This is a genomic window from Streptomyces filamentosus, assembly GCF_014654895.1.
Classification (GTDB): domain Bacteria; phylum Actinomycetota; class Actinomycetes; order Streptomycetales; family Streptomycetaceae; genus Streptomyces; species Streptomyces filamentosus.
On sequence record NZ_BNBE01000002.1, the window covers coordinates 913,267 to 932,670 of the forward strand.

The 19,404-nt window shown below is 74.6% G+C and carries 16 protein-coding genes; 4 read left to right on the forward strand and 12 right to left on the reverse strand.

Annotated elements, in window-relative coordinates:
- The first annotated feature begins 2 nt into the window (after positions 1 to 2).
- The gene (locus tag IE326_RS23045; RefSeq protein WP_150226637.1) at positions 3 to 2,258 is read left to right on the forward strand and encodes a terpene synthase family protein; all 2,256 of its coding nucleotides are present in this window, start codon (positions 3 to 5) and stop codon (positions 2,256 to 2,258) included.
- 51 nt (positions 2,259 to 2,309) lie between these two features.
- Here the strand turns inward: IE326_RS23045 and IE326_RS23050 are convergent, their stop codons facing one another.
- From IE326_RS23050 to IE326_RS41730, 4 genes are all read right to left on the reverse strand, one after another.
- Entirely contained in the window at positions 2,310 to 2,678 is a 369-nt protein-coding gene (locus tag IE326_RS23050; RefSeq protein ID WP_150226638.1) for an RNA-binding S4 domain-containing protein, read from the reverse strand.
- A 14-nt stretch (positions 2,679 to 2,692) separates the two neighbouring features.
- The gene (locus tag IE326_RS23055) at positions 2,693 to 3,190 is read right to left on the reverse strand and encodes a hypothetical protein (protein WP_030494979.1); all 498 of its coding nucleotides are present in this window, start codon (positions 3,188 to 3,190) and stop codon (positions 2,693 to 2,695) included.
- An 81-nt stretch (positions 3,191 to 3,271) separates the two neighbouring features.
- The gene (locus IE326_RS23060) at positions 3,272 to 5,629 is read right to left on the reverse strand and encodes an ATP-binding protein (RefSeq protein WP_308440336.1); all 2,358 of its coding nucleotides are present in this window, start codon (positions 5,627 to 5,629) and stop codon (positions 3,272 to 3,274) included.
- A gap of 303 nt (positions 5,630 to 5,932) precedes the next feature.
- Positions 5,933 to 6,289 (reverse strand): hypothetical protein, encoded by a 357-nt coding sequence (locus IE326_RS41730; protein ID WP_308440337.1) that lies wholly within the window; start codon positions 6,287 to 6,289, stop codon positions 5,933 to 5,935.
- A gap of 315 nt (positions 6,290 to 6,604) precedes the next feature.
- Here IE326_RS41730 and IE326_RS23065 point away from each other — a divergent pair, with 315 nt between their 5' ends.
- A complete protein-coding gene (locus IE326_RS23065; protein WP_150226639.1) occupies positions 6,605 to 8,860 on the forward strand; it encodes an alpha-N-acetylglucosaminidase in 2,256 nt (751 codons plus the stop codon).
- A 56-nt stretch (positions 8,861 to 8,916) separates the two neighbouring features.
- Here the strand turns inward: IE326_RS23065 and IE326_RS23070 are convergent, their stop codons facing one another.
- The 4 genes from IE326_RS23070 to IE326_RS23085 form a co-directional block, all read right to left on the reverse strand.
- Positions 8,917 to 10,083, reverse strand: a complete 1,167-nt coding sequence (locus IE326_RS23070; RefSeq protein WP_190042853.1) for a thiolase family protein — start codon at positions 10,081 to 10,083, stop codon at positions 8,917 to 8,919.
- Positions 10,080 to 11,135 carry a thiolase family protein gene (locus IE326_RS23075; protein ID WP_150226641.1) on the reverse strand — a complete coding sequence of 352 codons (1,056 nt, stop codon included), beginning with the start codon at positions 11,133 to 11,135 and terminating at the stop codon, positions 10,080 to 10,082. Before IE326_RS23075 ends, IE326_RS23070 begins: the two co-directional genes overlap by 4 nt.
- Positions 11,132 to 12,094: a Zn-ribbon domain-containing OB-fold protein gene (locus tag IE326_RS23080; RefSeq protein WP_190042854.1), complete on the reverse strand. Its 963-nt coding sequence runs from the start codon at positions 12,092 to 12,094 to the stop codon at positions 11,132 to 11,134. Before IE326_RS23080 ends, IE326_RS23075 begins: the two co-directional genes overlap by 4 nt.
- A gap of 302 nt (positions 12,095 to 12,396) precedes the next feature.
- Complete coding sequence (locus IE326_RS23085; RefSeq protein WP_150226642.1) at positions 12,397 to 13,197, reverse strand: crotonase/enoyl-CoA hydratase family protein; 801 nt, start codon at positions 13,195 to 13,197, stop codon at positions 12,397 to 12,399.
- Positions 13,198 to 13,362: 165 nt separating this feature from the next.
- Here IE326_RS23085 and IE326_RS23090 point away from each other — a divergent pair, with 165 nt between their 5' ends.
- Entirely contained in the window at positions 13,363 to 15,006 is a 1,644-nt protein-coding gene (locus IE326_RS23090; protein WP_190042855.1) for an acyl-CoA synthetase, read from the forward strand.
- Positions 15,007 to 15,082: 76 nt separating this feature from the next.
- Complete coding sequence (locus tag IE326_RS23095) at positions 15,083 to 15,898, forward strand: pentapeptide repeat-containing protein (protein WP_150226644.1); 816 nt, start codon at positions 15,083 to 15,085, stop codon at positions 15,896 to 15,898.
- Positions 15,899 to 15,925: 27 nt separating this feature from the next.
- On the opposite strand, the gene IE326_RS23100 is transcribed toward IE326_RS23095, so the two are convergent.
- The 4 genes from IE326_RS23100 to IE326_RS23115 form a co-directional block, all read right to left on the reverse strand.
- Complete coding sequence (locus tag IE326_RS23100) at positions 15,926 to 16,267, reverse strand: DUF5713 family protein (RefSeq protein ID WP_150226645.1); 342 nt, start codon at positions 16,265 to 16,267, stop codon at positions 15,926 to 15,928.
- A 71-nt stretch (positions 16,268 to 16,338) separates the two neighbouring features.
- Positions 16,339 to 17,115 carry a GNAT family N-acetyltransferase gene (locus IE326_RS23105; RefSeq protein ID WP_190042856.1) on the reverse strand — a complete coding sequence of 259 codons (777 nt, stop codon included), beginning with the start codon at positions 17,113 to 17,115 and terminating at the stop codon, positions 16,339 to 16,341.
- Between the two features lie 64 nt (positions 17,116 to 17,179).
- On the reverse strand, positions 17,180 to 17,719 hold the full coding sequence (locus tag IE326_RS23110) for a cupin domain-containing protein (RefSeq protein ID WP_190043477.1): 540 nt from the start codon (positions 17,717 to 17,719) through the stop codon (positions 17,180 to 17,182).
- A gap of 31 nt (positions 17,720 to 17,750) precedes the next feature.
- Positions 17,751 to 18,971, reverse strand: coding sequence for a cytochrome P450 (locus IE326_RS23115; protein ID WP_229915580.1), 1,221 nt, complete (start codon positions 18,969 to 18,971; stop codon positions 17,751 to 17,753).
- Between the last annotated feature and the right edge of the window lie 433 nt (positions 18,972 to 19,404).

The window sequence follows — 19,404 nt, forward strand, 5'->3', positions numbered from 1 at the left end:
ACATGCCTCAGCCCTTCGTCATGCCGGAGTTCTACGTCCCGTATCCGGCACGCCTCAACACCCATGTGGAGGCCGCCCGGACGCACACCCGGGACTGGGCCCGCGCCATGGGGATGCTGGAGGGCTCCGGGGTCTGGGAGACGGCCGACCTCGACGCGCACGACTACGCGCTGCTCTGCGCCTACACCCACCCGGACTGCGACGAGGAGGCGCTGAACCTCGTCACCGACTGGTACACCTGGGTCTTCTTCTTCGACGACCACTTCCTGGAGGTCTTCAAGCGCACCCAGGACCGGGCGGGCGGCAAGGAGTACCTCGACCGGCTGCCGCACTTCATGCCGGCCGACCCGGCGGCCGGCATGCCCGAGCCGGCCAACCCCGTCGAGGCGGGCCTCGCCGATCTGTGGCGGCGCACCGTCCCCGCCATGTCGGACGGCTGGCGCGTCCGCTTCGCCGAGGCCACCGAGGCCCTCCTGTACGAGTCCCTGTGGGAGCTCGACAACATCAACGAGGGCCGGATCGCCAACCCCCTCGAATACATCGAGATGCGCCGCAAGGTGGGCGGCGCCCCCTGGTCGGCCGGGCTCGTCGAGTACGCCGCCGGGGCCGAGGTCCCCGACCGGGTCTCCCGCTCCCGCCCGCTGCGGGTCCTCCGCGACGCCTTCTCCGACGCCGTCCACCTGCGCAACGACCTCTTCTCGTACCAGCGCGAGGTCGAGGACGAGGGCGAGAACAGCAACGGCGTGCTCGTGCTGGAACGCTTCCTCGGCTGCTCCACCCAGGAGGCCGCGGACGCCGTCAACGACCTGCTGACCTCGCGGCTCCACCAGTTCGAGAACACCGCCCTCACCGAGGTGCCCGCCCTGGCCGTGCAGGACGGCCTCACCCCGCTGGAGTGCGCGGCGATCGGCGCCTACACCAAGGGGCTCCAGGACTGGCAGTCCGGCGGCCACGAATGGCACATGCGCTCCAGCCGGTACATGAACGAGGGCATGGCCGACGGCACCGCCACCCCTGCCGCCGGGCCCGCCGGCGTCCCGGCCCTGGGCACCGGGGTCCTCGACATCCGCTCCCTGCTCGGCCGCCGGGCCGGCGAGGCGCGGCTGCGCAGCCACACCCACGCCCCCCACCGGCCCGTCGGCCCCCTGCCGCTGCCCGACTTCGACCTCCCCTACCCGCTCGCCGTCAGCCCGCACCACCAGGAGGCCAAGCGGCGCTCCGAGGACTGGGCCGAGGCCATGGGGCTGCTCGACGACCTCTGGGACCGGCCGCTGATGGAGGGCTTCGACCTCGCCCTCTGCTCCGCCGGCATCGACCCCGACGCCACCCTGGAGGAGCTGGAGCTCAGCGCCCTCTGGCTGACCTGGGGCACCTACGCCGACGACTACTACCCGATGGTCTTCGGCCGGACCCGCGACCTGGCCGGGGCCCGCGAGCAGACCTCCCGCCTCAAGGCGTGCCTGCCGGTGGACGACCCGGCCGGCGCGCCGGAGTTCGCCGGGAACGCGCTGGAGCGGGCACTCGCCGACGTGTGGGCGCGGACCGCCGGGCCCATGTCCCCCGGGGCCAGGGCCGAGCTGTGGAGCGCCCTCGACGCCATGCTGGAGAGCTGGATGTGGGAGCTGCACAACCAGGCGCAGCACCGCGTCCCCGACCCGGTCGACTACGTGGAGATGCGCCGCAGCACCTTCGGCTCCGAGCTCACCCTCCTGATGAGCAGGCTCCGCACGGCGCACGTCCTGCCGGAGGCCCTGCACCGCTCGGGCACGGTCCGCAGCCTGGAGGCCGCGGTGTCGGACTACGGGGCGCTGGTCAACGACCTCTTCTCGTACCAGAAGGAGGTCGAGGTCGAGGGCGAGCTGCACAACGCCGTGCTCGTCCTGGAGCGGTTCTTCGACGTCGACCGGGACACCGCCGCCCGGATGGTGTACGACCTGATGTGCGGCCGGCTGCGGCAGTACGAGCACCTGAAGCGGCGTGAGGTGCCGCTGATGTACGAGCACTTCGGGCTGGACGCCGAGGGCAGGGCGGCCTTCGAGAAGCGGCTGCGGGAGCTGGAGGAGTGGCTCGCCGGCGTCCTCCACTGGCACCGGAGCGTCCGGCGGTACGGCGCCGGGGACGTGCACGCGGGGGCCGGGACCCCGCTGCTCCGCGCCCGCTCCGGCGGTGCGCTCCCGGCGCCCGACTGGACCACGCCGCGCGGGCTCGGCACCACGGCGGCGCGGGTCGCGAGCGCCTTCGCCGGCGTCCCGTCCTGACGCGGGACGGGGCCGCCCCCGCCCCGTGGCGGAAGCGGCCCCGTCCGGGTCCTAGCGGGAGTCGCGGCCGCGCAGCTCGTCGAGCTCGCGGCGCTCCCGCTTCGTGGGGCGGCCCGCACCGCGGTCGCGGACGGCGGCGAGGGCGACGTGCTCGCGCGGCGGCGGGGGCGGACTGTTGTCCACGTACGCCTCGGCGGCGACCGGCGGGCCGACCCGCTTGGTCAGCGGTTGCCTGACCTCGACGATCCGCTCCCGGCCCGCGACGTAGACGCGGACCTCGTCGCCGGGCTTCACCGGCTGGGCGGGCTTGGCCCGCTCGCCGTTGACCCTGACGTGTCCGGCCCGGCAGGCCGCGGCGGCCTGGGAGCGGGTCTTGGTCAGCCGGACCGCCCAGATCCAGGCGTCGACGCGTGCGCTCATGGCCCCCGCCCCGCTCAGCCCTGCTGGAACAGCTCGGCGGGAAGCGGCTTCAGCAGCGCGTAGAGGTCGTCGGTGATCGGCCGGTCCCAACTGGCGATCGTCACCAGGACGTTGTCGCTGCGGTCGAACTGGACGCAGGAGATGCGGCTCTCGGAGAGCTTGAGGCGGCGCACGATGAGGAGGTTGTCGCCCTGCATGACGGGGACGTCCTCGGTGTCGAGGACCTCGACCGGCTCGTCGTTCTCGAGGGCGGCGAGGAGCTGGGCCACCTCGAAGGGGATCTGGCCCTCGGCGAGCTCCCGGGCCGGGGAGCCCTCCGGGAGGTTGCCGATGATCATCGCGGGTCCGCGGCCGCCGAAGAGGTCGTAGCGCAGGAAGACGCCCTGGCAGGAACCGTCGGGAGCGGGCAGCAGACCGGCACCGAGATTGCCGGGCCAGTCGCCCGGGTCCATGGCCAGGACGTCGAAGTCCGGGCCAGCGGGAGTGGCGCTGCGGCGGCGGAGGAAGGACATACGGCCATGGTACGTGCCCGGGCGCGCGACGCCGCGCCCGGCTCCGCCCCGACCCCGCCCCGGGCCCGCTTCCGGCCCGGCTCAGCGCTGCTCGTCCGCCTCCCCGTGGGCGCCCGGGGTGCCGGGGTGCTGCAGGGCGTCGGCGAGGCCGGAGCGGTCGGTGCCGAGCTTGCGGTAGACGGCGGAGAGCAGCCGGGCGGCGGCGGCGGGGTCGACGCCGAGGGCGGCGGCCGGGTCCTCGTCGCGGAGGACGGCCTCGGCGGCGGCCCGCTCACGGACGGTGAGCGAGTCCCCGTCGGCGGTGTGCAGGGCGCGGGGCCGCAGCCCGGCGGCGGCGAGCTCCGCGCGGACCTCCTCGACGAGGCCGTCGGCGCCGCAGTCCTGGGCGGTCTCCAGGCCCCGGTACAGGTGCTCGGCCGCCTCGGCGTGGCGCTCGGTGCGGCGGAGCGCCACGCCGAGGGCGACGAGCGAGCGGGCCAGCTCGTACGCGGCCGGGGACTGGTCCAGCCACTGGACGGACTCCTCCAGGAGCTTGATCCGGTCGGCGCCCTCGGAGACCTCGGCGGCCACCCGGAGCGCCTGGCCGATCCCGGAGGGGGCGCCGTACTGGCGGGCGCGGGCGACGGCCTCCTGCGCGGTGGCGAGCGCCTGCGCCGGGGCGGTGACGGCCTGGGCCAGGGCGAGGTGCAGCTGCCAGGGACAGCAGGAGGGGTTGCGCTTGCCGCGCGGGTCGAGGCGGCTGCCGATGTCGGTCAGCGCGGCGGCGGCCTCCTCGGTGCGGCCGGTGGCGAGGAGGAGCTCGGCGTGGACGGTCTCGCAGTCGGGGATGGTGACCGTGACGGAGAAGGGCTCGCCGAAGGCGTGGTCGCGGGCGACCTGCTCGGCCTCGGCCGTCCGGCCCCGGGCGAGCAGGACCTCGATCATGACGCCGGTGGCGTACCAGAGGGCGGGGGTGCCGGGGCCGACCCGCTCGGCGAGGCGCAGTCCGGCGCGGGCGAAGTCCTCGGCCTCCACGAGCCGGCCGCGGCGGTAGCGGATGTAGCCGATGAGGGTGTAGGCGAAGGAGAGGTGCGCCCCGCGCCAGCCCTGCTGCTCGAACTCGGCGGTGCCCGCGGCGAAGAGCTCCTCGGCGCGGCCGGGCCGGTCGGCGTAGAGGTGGAGGAGGGCGACGAGGACGGGGACCTCGAAGCCGCGGCTCTCGTCGGCCCAGTTGAAGCCGCCGTCGAGGGCGCGCTCGGCGTAGCGGAGGGCGACGGAGGAGGGTTCGGCGCGCAGGGTAGCGTCCCAGGCGCGCAGTCCGATGATGTAGCGCTCGGTGACGTCGCGGCCGGTGAGCCGGTCGGCGAGGGCCGCGAGGCGCCGGGAGCGGGCGGGCGACTCGGGCTCGTCGGCGCGCAGGGCGTCCCACATGAACTTCTCGGCCTGGACGCGCAGCCGGCTGCGGGCGTCGGTGGTCCGCCGGGTCTCGCTCTCCAGCAGTTCGGAGGCTTCGACGAGGCGGTCGCTGTGGGCGAGGACCTGGGCGAGGCGATAGACGATGCCCAGGCGCAGGGCCGGGTCGGAGACGGGCTCCTCCAGGGCGGCGCGCAGGTGGTTGACGGTGGTGCCGGGTTCGGTGAGGAGCGAGGCGGAGCCGAGCTCGAAGAGGACGGCGGCGCGCTCGTCGGCGGCGGGAGGTTCGCGCAGGGCGCGGGCCAGGTGGCGGCGGGCCGCCTCGGGGGCGCCGGAGCGGAGGTTCTCGCGGGCGGCGGCGCGGAGCTGGGTGACGACCCACGGGTCGCCGTCCGGGTGGGTCTCCAGGAGGTGGCGGGCGGCCGCTGCGGGACCGAGCCCGGCGTCGATGACGCACGTGGCGGCCTGGCCGTGGAGGGCGACGCGGACGCCGTCGGGGATGGAGCGGTAGACGGTGGTGGCGATGAGCGGGTGGACGAATTCGAGCGGACCGTCCGGGGTGGCGGGCTCGGCGAGGACGCGGGCCTCGCGCAGGCGTGCGGCGCAGTCGACGACGGCCTCGTCGCCCAGGCCGGCGAGGGCGCCGGCGAGCGCCGGGGAGATCTCGGTGCCGAGGACGGCGCAGGCCCAGGCGAGCCGGACGGTGGCGGGGCCGAGCCGTTCGAGGCGGCTGACGAGGCCGCTGCCCTTGAGGGCGGCGGCGAGGTCGCGGAGTTCGTGGGCGCCGTCGGCGGTGGGGTCGAGGCCGCGGTCGCGGACCTTGGCGGCGAGTTCGACGGTCTCGAAGGGGTTGCCGGAGGTGACGGTCCAGAAGTCGCGGCAGAAGGCGTCGTCGGCGTGGGCGCCGATCCGGTCGCGGACCAGCCGGGCGACGGCCCCGGCGGTGAGGGGAGCGAGGCCGTGCGGGCGCTGCCCGGACCGGTGGCCGGTGAATTCCTTGCCCTCCTCGGGGAGTTCGTCGGGCCTGTAGGCGACGACGAGGAGCATGGGGAGGTCCTCGGCGCGCGGGGCGAAGGAGGCGAGCCAGCCGAGGGACTCGGGGTCGGCCCAGTGGGCGTCGTCCAGGACGACGACGAGCGGGGCACGGCGGACGGCGAGGTGGGTGAGGACCCAGTCGAGGGCGTCGCGCAGGCCCTGGGGGTCGGGCGGCGATCCGGCGGTGGCGGCGCGCAGGCCGAGGGCGGGGCCCGCGATGTCGTACCAGGAGCCGAGCCGTTCGCGGAGCTCGGCGTCGGAGGCGTGGGCGAGCTGGGGCTGGAGGAGCTGGCGGGCGACGTGGAAGGCGACCCGCTACTCCTGGTCGCCGCCGCGGGCGGAGAGGACGGTGCAGCCGCGGGCCGCGGCGCGGCGGCGGATCTCGGCGAGGAGGGTGGTCTTGCCGAGTCCGGCGGGCGCCGCGTAGGCGAGGACGCCGCCTCGCGGGAGCGGGGTCTCCGCGGGGTGGAGGGAGTCCTCGCGGTCCGGGTGGAGGGGGATGACCTGGGCGCTGTCGGCGTCGCGCGGGGCGGGCACGCGCTCGGGCGGGGACGGGGGCTCGCCGGTGAGGCCGGTGAGGAGGTCGAGTGCCTCCTCCGCGGCGTCCAGCGCCGCCTCTCGTTCGAAGAGGCCGAAACCCAGGCGGGTCTGCCTGCCGTCCTGTCGTGCCACGCTCCACCCCCACACAGGGGGCGCACGCCCGGCGCAGAGTCAGGGCGCCGGGGCGATCACCCCACGAAAGTCCCAGCGTACGCCGGAACGGGCCCTCTGTAACCGCATTCGCGCAAGCAGTTCGGGGGGACGGGCGGCCCGGGAGGGCTCGTCGACCCGCAGGTCGGGGGGTGTTCGACGGACAGATGTGCGGAGGGCGGGGCGGGGCGGCGGGAAGCGTGTCGTCCTTGACCGGTGTCCCCCCGAATACTCCCATATGACGGACGGTCAGCTCATGATCGTCCCAGCGGTTCCGAAGAGGGGAAGACACCGATCATGCGACCTCCGATCTCCCGTGCCCGTTCCTGGGCCGTCCGTTCGGTGTGCTCCCTGGCGCTGTGCGCCACCGCCCTGACCGCCCTGCCCTCCACGGCGCCCGCCTCGGCCGATCCGGGCTCGCCCGCCGCGGCCGGGGCGGCGGGCGCGCCGGCCGCGGCGCCGTACTCGGCGGGCGCGGCGCGGGCGGCGCTGGTCCGGCTGCTGCCGCGGCACGCGAGCCAGTTCGAACTCGTCCTGCTGCCGCGGACCTCCTCGGACGACCGGTTCACGGTGTCGGGGTCGACGGGCCGGATCGTCGTCACGGGCACCACGCCGGCGGTGCTGCTGCGCGGGGTCCAGTGGTACCTGGGCTACACGGCGGGGGTGGACCTCGGGTCGCCCGGGGACAGCCTGGCGGCGCTGCCCGACCGGCTGCCCGCCCCCGCCGCCCCGGTGAGCAGGTCGGCGTCGGTGCCGCACCGGTTCGCGCTCAACGACACGGACGACGGCTACTCGGGGGCGTACCGCGACTGGGCCTCGTACGAACGGCAGATCGACCTCCTCGCCCTCCACGGGGTCAACGAGGTGTTCGTGCAGATGGGCGCCGAGGCCGCCTACCACGCGGCGTTCCAGGAGTTCGGCTACACGAGCGCCGAGCTGCGCGAGTGGATCCCGGGGCCCGCGCACCAGCCGTGGTGGCTGATGCAGAACATGGCCTCGTTCGGCGGGCCGGTCACCGAGCAGCTGATCGCCCGCCGGGCCGCGCTGGGCAAGCGGATCGTGGAGCGGCTGCGGGAGCTGGGCATGACGCCGGTGCTGCCGGGCTACTTCGGCACGGTGCCGCCCGGCTTCGCGACCCGCAACCCCGAGGGCCGGGTGGTGCCGCAGGGCCGGTGGATCGGCTTCACCCGGCCGGACTGGCTCGACCCGCGCGGACCGCTCTTCCCGCGCGTCGCCTCGGCCTTCTACCGCCACCAGGCGCGGCTGCTCGGCACCACCACGATGTACAAGATGGACCTGCTGCACGAGGGCGGGAACCCGGGCGACGTGCCGGTCGGCGAGGCGGCGGCCCGGGTGATGGAGTCGCTGGACGCCTCCCGGCGGGGCGCCACCTGGGTGCTGCTGGGCTGGCAGCGCAACCCGAAGGCCGAGCTGCTCGCGGGCGTGGACACCTCGCGGCTCCTCGTGGTGGACGGGCTGTCCGACCGGTACGACAACCTGGACCGGGAGGCGGCCTGGGCGGGGACGCCGTACGCCTTCGGCACCATCCCCAACTTCGGCGGGCACACCACGATCGGCGCCAACACCTCGGTGTGGACGAGCCGCTTCGAGGCGTGGCGGACGAAGCCGGGCAGCGCGCTGCGCGGCATCGCCTTCCTGCCGGAGGCGACCTCCGCCAATCCGGTGACCTTCTCCCTCTTCACCGAACTGGCCTGGCGGGACGCCCCGGTGGACCACGCCGCGTGGTTCGCGCAGTACGCGGCCCGCCGCTACGGCGCCCCCGACCCGCACGCGGCCCAGGCGTGGGAGTGGCTGCGGAAGGGCCCGTACGGCACCGCGTCGAACGGCTGGAGCGAGTCGCAGGACAGCCTCTTCACGGCCCGGCCGAGCCTGACCGTGCGGACCTCGGCCTCCTGGGGGCCGAAGGCCATGCGGTACGACGCGGCGACCGTCGAGCGGGCCCTCGACGAGCTGCTGCGGGTGGCCCCGGCGCTGCGGTCCACCGACGCGTACCGCTTCGACCTGGTGGACACCGCCCGGCAGGCGCTCACCAACCGCAGCCGGGTGCTGCTGCCGAGGATCAAGGCGGCGTACGAGGCGAAGGACCTGGTGGCGTTCCGGGCGCGGGCGGCGGAGTGGCGGCGGTCGATGGAGCTGCTCGACGCGGTCCTCGCCACCGACCGGCGGTTCCTGCTCGGGCCGTGGCTGGAGGGCGCCCGCTCCTGGGCCCGTTCGGACGCGGAGCGGGCGGCGCTGGAGTTCGACGCCCGCTCGCTCGTCACGACGTGGGGGCACCGGGCGGGCAGCGAGGCCGGGCTGCACGACTACGCCAACCGGGAGTGGTCGGGGCTCGTGTCGGGCTTCTACGCGCCCCGCTGGTCGGCGTACCTGGACGCGCTGGAGACCTCTCTGGTCACCGGGCGGGCGCCCGCCGCGATCGACTGGTTCTCCTGGGAGAACGCCTGGAACCTGCGGCGGGACTCCTACCCGGTGACCCCGAAGGGCGACCCGGTGACGCTGGCGACGCGGGTGCGGGACGCCCTGCGCGCCTGATCGGAGCCGACAGGAGCCGATCCGAGCCGATCGGATCGGCTCGGATCGGCTCCCGCTCAGCCGGCCGGGGGTTCGGCGCCCACCAGCCACATGGAGAAGAACTGGGCGCCGCCGCCGTAGGCGTGCCCGAGGGCCCGGCGGGCGCCGTCCACCTGGTGCGCGCCGGCCTCCCCGCGGACCTGGAGGGCGGCCTCGGCGAAGCGGATCATGCCGGAGGCGCCGATCGGGTTGGTGGAGAGGACGCCGCCGGAGGGGTTCACCGGGAGGTCTCCGTCGAGTTCGGTGACGCCCGCCTCGGTGAGCTTCCACCCCTCGCCCTCGGCGGCGAACCCGAGGTTCTCCAGCCACATCGGCTCGTACCAGGAGAACGGCACGTACATCTCGACGGCGTCGATCTGCCGGCGCGGGTCGGTGATCCCGGCCTGCCGGTAGACGTCGGCGGCGCAGTCGCGGCCCGCCCGGGGCGAGACGAAGTCCTTGCCGGCGAAGAGGGTCGGCTCGCTGCGCATGGCGCCGCCGTGCACCCAGGCGGCGGGGCGCGGCGCCCGGTCCGCGCCGGCCCGGTCGGTGAGGACCATGGCGCAGGCCCCGTCGGAGGACGGGCAGGTCTCCGAGTAGCGGATCGGGTCCCACAGCATGGGGGACGCCTGCACCTTCTCCAGGGTGATGTCGTGCTCGTGGAGGTGGGCCCAGGGGTTCTTCAGGGCGTTGCGGCGGTCCTTGTACGCGACGAGGGAGCCGATCGTGTCCGGGGCGCCGGTGCGGCGCATGTAGGCCCGGACGTGCGGGGCGAAGAAACCGCCGGCGCCGGCCAGCAGGGGCTGCTGGAAGGGGACCGGCAGGGACAGGCCCCACATGGCGTTCGATTCGGACTGTTTCTCGAAGGCGAGGGTGAGGACCGTCCGGTGGACGCGGGCGGCGACCAGGTTGGCGGCGACCAGGGCGGTGGAGCCGCCGACGGAGCCCGCGGTGTGCACGCGGAGCATCGGTTTCCCGACGGCTCCGAGGGCGTCCGCGAGGTACAGCTCCGGCATCATGACGCCCTCGAAGAAGTCGGGCGCCTTGCCGATGACGACGGCGTCGACGTCCGCCCAGGTCAGCTCGGCGTCGGCGAGGGCGCGCGCGGCGGCCTCGCGGACCAGCCCCGCGAGGGAGACGTCCCGGCGGGCGGCGACGTGCTTGGTCTGGCCGACGCCGACGATCGCGACGGGCTCTTTGCTCATCGGGGGTCCCCTTCGAGTACGGCGACCAGGTTCTGCTGGAGGCAGGGCCCGGAGGTGGCGTGGGCGAGGGCGCGGTCGGAGTCGCCGCGGTGGACGGCCGCGGCGGCCTCGCCGAGCCGGATCAGGCCGGCGGCCATCATGGGATTGGCGGCGAGCGCGCCGCCGGAGGGATTGATCCGGACGCCGTCGCCGAGGCCGAGGGCCCGGGTGAGGACGACCTCCTGGGAGGTGAAGGGCGCGTGCAGCTCGGCGGTGTCCACGGGCCGTTCGAAGGCCCCGGCGCGTTCGGCGGCGAGCCGGGCGGACGGGGAGTCCGTGAGGTCGCGGACGCCGAGGGAGTGGGCCTCGATCCGGTGGTCCATGCCGCGGATCCAGGCGGGCCGCCCGCACAGCTCGCGGGCGCGGTCGCCCGCCGCCAGGATCACGGCGGCGGCGCCGTCGCCGATCGGCGGGCAGTCGCCGGTCCGCAGCGGCGCCACCACGTGGTCGCCCTGCGGGCGGGCGCCCGTGACCTGGGCGTGCGGGTTGGCGGCGGCGTCGGTGCGGCGGCGGGCGGCGAGGTCCGCGAGGGCCGCCTCGTCGGTGGCGCCGGCGTCGATCAGCGCCCGGGCCTGGAGGGCGGCCAGGGCGACGGAGTCCGGCCAGAGCGGCGCCACGTAGTACGGGTCGAGCTGGCGGGTCAGCACGTCGCGGACCGAACCCGGCGAGGACTTGCCGTAGGAGTAGACGAGGGCGGTGTCGGCCTCGCCGGTCAGCAGCTTCACCCACGCCTCGTAGAGGGCCCAGGCGCCGTCGGTCTCCACGTGCGACTCGGAGATCGGCGGCCAGGCGCCGACGCCGTCGAGGGCCATCGTGAAGGAGAACGCCCGGCCGGCGAGGTAGTCCGAGGAACCGGAACAGGTGAACCCGATGTCGGAGGTCTTCAGGCCCGTGCGCCGCAGGACCTCGTGGAGGACCGGCATCAGCATCTCGACCTCGGAGAGGTCGTCGGTGCGGCGCCGGTGGTCGCTCTGGGCGAAGGCGACGATCGCCACCTCTCGGTCCGGCTTCACAGCAGCTCCTTGTACGTGTCGTAGTCGGCGTCGGGCTCGCCGGTGGGGCGGTAGTGGTCCGGATAGCGGCCGTCCCCGCTCCAGACGGGCTCCACCCGCAGCCCCATGCGGACCTGGTCGTAGGGGATGCCGCCGATCCGGCCGTGGAGGGCGAGCCCGGCGCCGTCGAGGGCGATGTGGGCGTAGACGTACGGGACCTCGATGTCGAGGTTCTTCGCCTTGATGTTGACGATGCAGAAGGTGGTGACGGTGCCGCGGGGGCCGACCTCGACCCGGTCGGTGGTGGCGATGCCGCAGGTCGGGCAGGCCCCGCGGGGCGGGACGTACACCTTGGCGCAGGAAGGACAGCGCTCCCCCACCGTGCGCCGTTCGGAGAGCGCCTGGAGGTAGCGGGTCTGGGCGCGGCCCGGACTGTAGGTGTAGTCGAGGCGGGCCGGGGCGACGATGCCGGTCACCGGGTCGTCGAACTCCCCGCTGTGCGGGGCCGGTTCGCCGCCTTCCGCGTCTCCCCCGTACGGCTCGAAGCAGGCGATGTCCGTGATCGCGCCGGCCCGTTCGGCCGCCCAGCGGACCCGCACCCGCATCCCCGTCCGGACGGCGTCCGGGCCCGGTGCGTCGAGGGCGTGCAGGAGGGCGGTGTCGGCGCCGTCGAGGCGGACGAGGGCCCAGGCGAAAGGGGTGTCCAGGGGCTGGCCGGACCGGGGCTCGGGGTTCCACGCCCAGGTGGTGACGGTGCCGGTGGCCGCGACCTCGACGAGCTCGCGCAGCTCGGCGGCGGTCTCCGGGTCGTACTCCACCGGCGGCACGAGCACCCGGCCGCCCTCCGTCCTGACCCCCAGGACGGTGCGCTCCCGCAGACCGGTGAGGAAGGCGGACTGCACGGGGCCGAGGGAGCGGGTGAAGGGGAACTCGACGACGAGGGGGGCGCGGAGGATCTCGGGGGGTGGGGTGGGGGTCATGGGTGGGGGCGCTCCTTGGTGGGCGTGGGTGGGGTGGGTGCGCGTGCGGGAGGGGGCACGGGGGTGCGGGGCGGGCCGCTGCGCGGGCCGTCTCCCCCGCCCCGCCCCTTCCCGAACCGGGGGCAGGCCCCCAGGCCCCCGTACGGCCTTCGGCCGTGTCCTCGAACGCCGGACGGGCTGAAAGTCAGCCCCGCCGGCATGTGAGGCGCCGGGGGCCCGGGGCGGACCCCCCCGGTCACGGGAACAGGAAGGGAAAGGGGCGGGGTGGGGAAAAGGCCCCGCGCAGCGGCCCTGCCCCGCCCTCACTCCCGCCGGTACACAGCCGCCCGTTTCTCCGCGAAGGCCCTCGCCCCCTCCTTCGCGTCGGCCGTGTCGAAGATCGGCCAGCCCCGTTCCAGCTCCGCCGCGAGCCCCTCCGCCTCCGTCATCCCGGCCGTCTCGTAGACGGAGGCCTTCACCGCCTCGACGGCGAGCGGCCCGCACGCGTTGATCCGTTCGGCGAGGTCGAGGGCGGTGTCGAGGGCCTTGCCGTCGGGGACGACCCGGCCGACGAGGCCGATGCGGGCGGCTTCCTCGGCGGTGTAGGGGCGGCCGGTGAGGAGCATTTCGAGGGCGTGGGTGCGGGGGATCTGGCGGGGCAGCCGGACGGTGGAGCCGCCGATGGGGAAGAGGCCGCGCCGGACTTCGAAGAGGCCGAAGGTCGCGGAGGCGCCGGCGACGCGGATGTCGGTGCCCTGGAGGATCTCCGTGCCGCCGGCCACGCAGGCGCCCTCGACGGCGGCGATGACGGGTTTGCGGGGGCGGTGGTGGCGGAGCATCGCCTTCCAGTGCAGGTCGGGGTCGGCCTTGAGCCGGTCGCGGTAGCCGTCCCCCGCCATGCCCTTTCCGGCGAGGGCCTTGAGGTCCATGCCGGCGCAGAAGGCTCCGCCCGCGCCGGTGAGGACGATCGAGCGGACGGAGTCGTCCGCGTCGGCCTCGGTCCAGCCGTCGTGGAGGCCGACGAGCATCGGCAGCGACAGGGCGTTCTTCGCCTCGGGGCGGTCGAGGGTGAGGACGAGCGTGGCGCCTTCGCGCCGCACGGTGAGGTGTTCGGTGCCTGCCATGGGCATCTCCCGTCTCCAGTTCTGGAACAGGTTGCAGGAGCGGCCGGGGCAGTTCAATAGTTTTCTGACACCCAGTCAGATTCTTTGGCGCGCCCCCTTCCCACCTGTGCCCGTCGGTGCTCTGATGACCGCCCGAGTCCGAACGCGCCGAGGCCAGGAGGAACGGTGGAGTACAACCTTGCCGACCTGTTCGAATCGGTCGTGGACGTGGTGCCGGAGCGCGAGGCGCTGGTCTACGTCGACCACCCGGGCACGGGGGCCGAACGCCGGCTCACCTACGCCGAACTCGACGAGGCGGCCAACCGGCTGGCCCACCACCTGCTCGACGCGGGCGTCCGCCCCGGCGAGCACCTCGGGCTCCACCTGTACAACGGCGTCGAGTACCTCCAGACCGTGCTGGCCTGCCTGAAGGCCAGGATCGTGCCGGTGAACGTCAACTACCGCTATGTGGAAGAAGAGTTGGTCTACCTCTACCGGGACGCCGACCTCACGGCCCTGGTGTACGACGCCGAGTTCACCGACCGCGTGGCGGCGGCCCTGCCCCGGAGCGAGCGGCTGCGGCACCTCGTACGGGTGGGGGCCCCGCCCGAGGGGGCCGCCGCCCTCGACGCCGTGCCCCTCGAAGAGGCGACGGCCGCCGCCGATCCCGGGCGCGGCTTCGGCCCCCGCTCCGGCGACGACCTGTTCATCATCTACACCGGCGGCACCACCGGCATGCCCAAGGGCGTGCTGTGGCGGCAGGAGGACCTCTTCTTCGCCGGCCTGTTCGGCGGCGACCCCTCGGGCGAGCCGGTCAAGCGCCCCGAGGAGCTGGCCGAGCGGGTGGCGGCCGGCGGCGCCGGCATCACCTTCTTCCCGGCGCCGCCGCTCATGCACGGCACCTCCACCCTCACCACCTTCATCGCCTTCCACTACGGCCAGCGGGTGGTGCTGCACCGCAAGTACGTGCCCGAGGAGGTGCTGCGGACCATCGAGAAGGAGAAGGTGTCGAGCATCTCCCTGGTCGGGGACGCGATGCTGCGGCCGCTGATCGACGCGCTCGCCGGTCCGCTCCGGGGCACCGACCTGTCCGCGCTGTTCAGCCTCTCCTCCTCCGGCGCCATCATGTCGGAGACGGTGCGGGCGCAGCTGCGCGAGCTGATGCCGCACGTGGTCCTGCTGAACAACTTCGGCTCCACCGAGTCCGGTTCGAACGGGCGGGCCACCGACGACTCCGGCCCGGAGAAGGGCTTCCGGCTGCACGTCAACGAACGCACCCAGGTCGTCGACCCGGCCACCCTCGAACCGGTCGCCACCGGGGCGATCGGCCGGCTCGCCCAGCGCGGGCACGTGCCGCTCGGCTACTACAACGACCCGGCGAAGACGGCGGAGACCTTCTTCGAGCGGGACGGGGTGCGGTGGGTGCTCCTCGGCGACATGGCCACCGTCGACGCGGACGGGGTGGTGACGGTCCTGGGCCGCGGCTCCCAGTGCATCAACACCGGTGGCGAGAAGGTGTACCCGGAGGAGGTCGAGCAGGCCCTCAAGTCGCACCCGGACATCTACGACGCCCTGGTGGCGGGCGTCCCCGACCCCACGTGGGGCAGTCACGTCGCCGCCGTCGTCCAGCAGCGCGCGGGCTCCGCCCCGCTCGGCCTGACGGCCGTCCAGGAGCACTGCCGCCGCCACCTCGCCGGCTACAAGGTGCCCCGCCAGCTCGTCCTCACGGACCGCATCCAGCGCTCCCCGAGCGGCAAGGCGGACTACCGCTGGGCGAAGAAGGTGGCGACGGAGGCCGACGCGGAGGGGGGCTCCCGGAAAGCCCCCTGACCGCGGGCCCACGGTCAGGGCCGGGGCGCGATACGGTGGGAGCACCGTCCCCGAGCCGCGAAGGAACCGTTCCACCGTGCCCGACACCCGGGAATCCGCCCTGCGCGGCGACTGCGCGCAGTGCTTCGGCCTGTGCTGCGTGGCGCTGCCGTTCGCCAGGTCGGCCGACTTCGCCGTGGACAAGTCCGCCGGCGATCCCTGCCGCAACCTCCAGGACGACTTCCGGTGCGGGATCCACACCCGGCTGCGGCCGAGCGGCTTCCAGGGCTGCACGGTGTACGACTGCTTCGGCGCCGGCCAGCACGTCTCCCAGGTGACCTTCGGCGGGGTGTCCTGGCGGGAGGCGCCCGGGACGGCCCGGCAGATGTACGAGGTCTTTCCCGTGGTGCGCCAGCTCCACGAGCTGCTGCGGTACCTGACGGAGGCCCTGGAGCGGCCCGCCGCCCGCCCCGTCCACGGGGAGCTGCGCACGGCCCTGGCCCGGGTGAGGGAGCTGACCGCGCTGCCGGCCGCCGACCTGGAGAAACTGGACGTCGCCCCCGTGCGGGCGGAGGTCAACCCGCTGCTGCTGCGGACCAGCGAGCTCGTCCGCGCCACGGCCGGCGGCCGGCCGCGCGGGCGGCGGGGCGCCGACCTGATCGGGAAGCGGCTGCGCGGGGCGAAGCTGCGCGGCACCGATCTGCGCGGCGCACTGCTGATCGCCGCCGACCTGACGGGCGCGGACCTCACCCTCGCCGACCTGATCGGCGCCGACCTGCGCGACGCCGACCTGTCCGGGGCCGTCCTGACGGACGCCCTCTTCCTCACCCAGCCGCAGCTGAACTCGGCGCGCGGCGACGCCGCGACCGTCCTCCCGGAGGGTTTCGAGCGCCCCTCCCACTGGGCGTCCTGACCCCGGCCCGGCGGCGGCCGGGTGCGGTCACCACTCGCGGGTGGCGATCAGTTCCTCCGGATCGGCGTCCGTGAAGCCGTAGGCGGTGGCGACGAACCGGAAGTCCTCGCCTATCTCCTCGCGCGCCACGGTCTCGATCTCGCTCCCGGCCGCCTCGAACTCGGCCTCCAGGAGGTTGAACTCCTCCGTCGCAGCGTGCGTCAGGGCGTACAGGGCGGTGAGGTCGGCCGGGCGCACGGCCTCGACGCGCTCGCAGAGCCGGAGCAGGATCTCGCGGCCCTTGTCGACGACGTGGTCGGGGAAGTACCCGTCCTCGTACAGCCCTTGCAGGAACGCGTGCTCCCCCACCTTCCGGTTCGTGATCGGCATGGTGCTTCCCCTCCCGTGCGTGTGTTCCTCTCCCTGCTTCCGATCATGCACCCCGGCACCGACAACGGTCCTCAGGCGTGCACGTACGGGGTGGTCGTGGTGAGCGGGACGAAGCCGAGCCGCTGGAGGATCGGGCGGCTGGTGGGGGCCGCGTCGACCTGGAGGAGGCGGTGGCCGCGGTCGGCGGCGACGCGGGCGCGATACGCGACGAGGGCCCGGTAGAGGCCGCGGCCGCGCCACTCCTCGACGGTGCCGCCGCCCCACAGTCCGGCGAAGTCGGTGCCGGGGTACAGCTCCATGCGCGCCGCGCAGACGGGGACGCCGTCGGCGAGGGCGAGGACGGCGGTGACGGTGCCGGGGTCGGCGGCCAGCCGGTCGAGGAGGCGGCGGCCGAGGTCGGTGCTGTCGGTGCCGAAGGCCCGTTCGTGGACCTCGACGACCTGGCGCACGCCCTCCGCGTCGGTGACCTCGCGGAGTTCGACCCCGGCCGGCAGCGTCAGGACGCCCGCCTGGGCGGCCGCGTCGGCGACGAGCAGGGTCTCGGTCTCCTCGGGGACGAACCCGGCGGCGACGAGCCGCTCGCCGAGGTCGGCCGGGCCGTCGTGCCCGTACAGCTTCCACTCGAAGGGGACGCCCTCCGCGCGGTAGTGGGCCAGTTGGGCGGCGACGGCGGCGTCCGCGGTGTGCTCGTCGAGCCCGGACCAGAGGACGCCGTTCCAGGCGTGGGCGGGGCCGGTGTGGCGGACGACCCCGCCGTCGCGTTCCACCCGGCAGCCGGGGCCGTCCGGGCGCGCGCCCCGGCGCAGTTGTCGGTCGTGGAGGTCGAGGAGGTGCTGTGCGTCGTTCATCCCGGCCATTGAAGATCGGCTCCCGGGGGCGGGCAAGGCGTTTTCCGCTCCCGGGAGCCGTCCCTCAGGAGCCAGCGTCGTGCCGGAGCGGGGTGATCTGGTCGATGTCGTAGCGGATCCGGAGGCGTTCGACGGCGGCGTGGTCGACCTCGCCGCCCTCCCCCGCGTCCGCGAGGATCTCCATCAGCTCCTCGAAGTACCGCTCGTGGTCGGGCGGCGGGGACGCCTGGAAGAGCATCCGGGCGGGTTCCCCGGTGGGGTTGGCGAAGGCGTGCGGGCAGCCGGGGGGCACGAGGATGAGGGTGCCGGGGGTGGCCCGGACGACCCGCTCCCCGGAGGGGGACTCCCACTCCCGCCAGCTGTCGCGGGTGCGGACGAGCGGTTCGAAGGCGAGGACGTCGAGTTCGCCTTCGAGGAGGTAGAACAGCTCCTCGCTGTGCCCGTGGGCGTGCGCGCCGACGTCGAAGCCGGGCGGGACGACGACCTCGAAGGTGGAGGCCGTACGGGAGTGCTCGCCGGTCACCTTGAAGGTGACGTGCTGGGCGGTGGTGTTCAGGGTGCGGCCGTACCCCGGCGGCACGACGAGGCCGCCGGCGGCTCCGATGGCGATGGCTGTCACGGGGCGCCCGCTCCCGTCACCAGGTCACGGGCAGGGTCTCGGGGCCCCGGATGAGGGCGCCGCGCTGCCAGCGGAGGGCCTCCTCGGGGACGGCGAGCCGCAGGCCGGGGAAGCGGTCCCACAGGGAGGCCAGCAGGATCTCGGACTCCAGGCGGGCCAGCGTGGCGCCGGGGCAGTAGTGCGGTCCGTGGCCGAAGGCGACGTGCGGGTTGTGGACGCGGTCGAAGTCGAGCCGGTCGGGCTCGGGGAAGACCTCCGGGTCGCGGTTGGCCGCCAGGTACGAGACGTAGACCGCGTCCCCGGCGGGGATGCGGACGCCGCCGACCTCGACGTCCTCCGTCGCGATCCGGGAGAGGCCGACGGCGTTGCGGTGCGGGATGTACCGCAGCAGTTCGTCGACGGCCTGCGGGACCAGCTCCGGCTCGGCGCGCAGCCGGGCCAGGTGCTCGGGGTGGGTGAGGAGCGCGAAGACCATGTTGGCGCTGTTGTTGCGGACGGCGTGGGCGCCGCCGATCTGGATGAGGACGGCGAGCCCGACGGCCTCCTCCTCGGTGAGGGTGCCGTCGGCGACGGCCTCGGCGAGGACGGCGGCGAGCTGGTCGCTGTCGGGGGCGTGGTCGCCGGCGATGAGGTCGGTGAAGTACGCGCCCATCTCGTCCTTGGCGCGCTCGCTGGCCTCCCGTCCGGCGCCGGCCGAGATGATGGTGTCGGACCAGTGGGCCATCAGGGCGTGGTCGGTCTCGGGAACCCCCATGAGCTCGCTGACCATGGCGAGCGGGAAGGGCCGGTTGACCGCCTCCATGAGGTCCGCGTCGGGGCCCCGCTCGGCCATCCGGTCCAGCAGCCCGTCCATGACGGCCTGGGCGTGGGCGCGCAGCGAGCGCAGCGCGCGGGCGCTGAACGCCTTGGCGACGACGCGGCGCATCCGGGTGTGGTCCGGCGGGTCGGCGAAGCCGACGGCGTCGGCCATCGGGATGAAGTGGGGGGCGAGCCGGGTGACGGGGCGGCCCCAGACGGCCTCGCGGCTGAAGCGGGGGTCGACGGTGACGAACTTGACGTCCTCGTAGCGGGTGACCAGCCAGGCGTGGCCCTCGCCGTGCGGGAGCCGGATGCGGGTGACCGGGTCCTCGTGGAGGAGCCGGGCGAGCATCGGGTCGAAGTCGAGGCCGGTGAGGTCGGGCACGGCCCAGAAGTGGATCTGGGGGGTGTCGGCGGTTCCGGGGGCGGTGGTGGTCACGGCGTCGCCCCCACGGGGGCGGGAGGGGTCGGCAGGGGCATGACGTTCGCTTTCGTCCGGGCACGCGGGCGGTCCCGCCCGTCCCGGTGCGGGAGGGCGGGGTTCCGGGGCCGGGCCCCGGATGGTCCGACGGGTTCCCCGGGCCCCGCCGCCGCTATGCGTACGGCTCCGCGAACCCACCCCATGGGGTGACACCGGCGCGTCCACTCGCCGGGCGGCCCCGCGCGGGGAGGCGCGGTGGCCGCCCCGGGGGAAAGCGGCGCCGTCGGGAGGGCGACCGCCCCGGGGGAAGGTGGCACTCGCCCCGAAGGAAAAGTGGGTGCCCGCCCCTTGCCAAACCCCTCCCCGGGAACGTTTTACTGGCCCCCACACGTATCTACCGAATGATCGGTCGTCCGTTTTACGCGACGGACCGCCGGACGAGCGCGGAGGA

Excerpts from the sequence above, each read along its gene's own strand:
- IE326_RS23080 (WP_190042854.1), bottom strand. The coding sequence starts at position 12,094 with ATGACCCCCACCCCACCCCCCGAGATCCTCCGCGCCCCCCTCGTCGTC.
- IE326_RS23050 (WP_150226638.1), bottom strand. The coding sequence starts at position 2,678 with ATGAGCGCACGCGTCGACGCCTGGATCTGGGCGGTCCGGCTGACCAAG.
- IE326_RS23085 (WP_150226642.1), bottom strand. The coding sequence starts at position 13,197 with ATGGCAGGCACCGAACACCTCACCGTGCGGCGCGAAGGCGCCACGCTC.
- IE326_RS23065 (WP_150226639.1), top strand. The coding sequence starts at position 6,605 with ATGCGACCTCCGATCTCCCGTGCCCGTTCCTGGGCCGTCCGTTCGGTG.
- IE326_RS23055 (WP_030494979.1), bottom strand. The coding sequence starts at position 3,190 with ATGTCCTTCCTCCGCCGCCGCAGCGCCACTCCCGCTGGCCCGGACTTC.
- IE326_RS23070 (WP_190042853.1), bottom strand. The coding sequence starts at position 10,083 with ATGAGCAAAGAGCCCGTCGCGATCGTCGGCGTCGGCCAGACCAAGCAC.
- IE326_RS23105 (WP_190042856.1), bottom strand. The coding sequence starts at position 17,115 with ATGAACGACGCACAGCACCTCCTCGACCTCCACGACCGACAACTGCGC.
- IE326_RS23045 (WP_150226637.1), top strand. The coding sequence starts at position 3 with ATGCCTCAGCCCTTCGTCATGCCGGAGTTCTACGTCCCGTATCCGGCA.
- IE326_RS23100 (WP_150226645.1), bottom strand. The coding sequence starts at position 16,267 with ATGCCGATCACGAACCGGAAGGTGGGGGAGCACGCGTTCCTGCAAGGG.
- IE326_RS23060 (WP_308440336.1), bottom strand. The coding sequence starts at position 5,629 with ATGCTCCTCGTCGTCGCCTACAGGCCCGACGAACTCCCCGAGGAGGGC.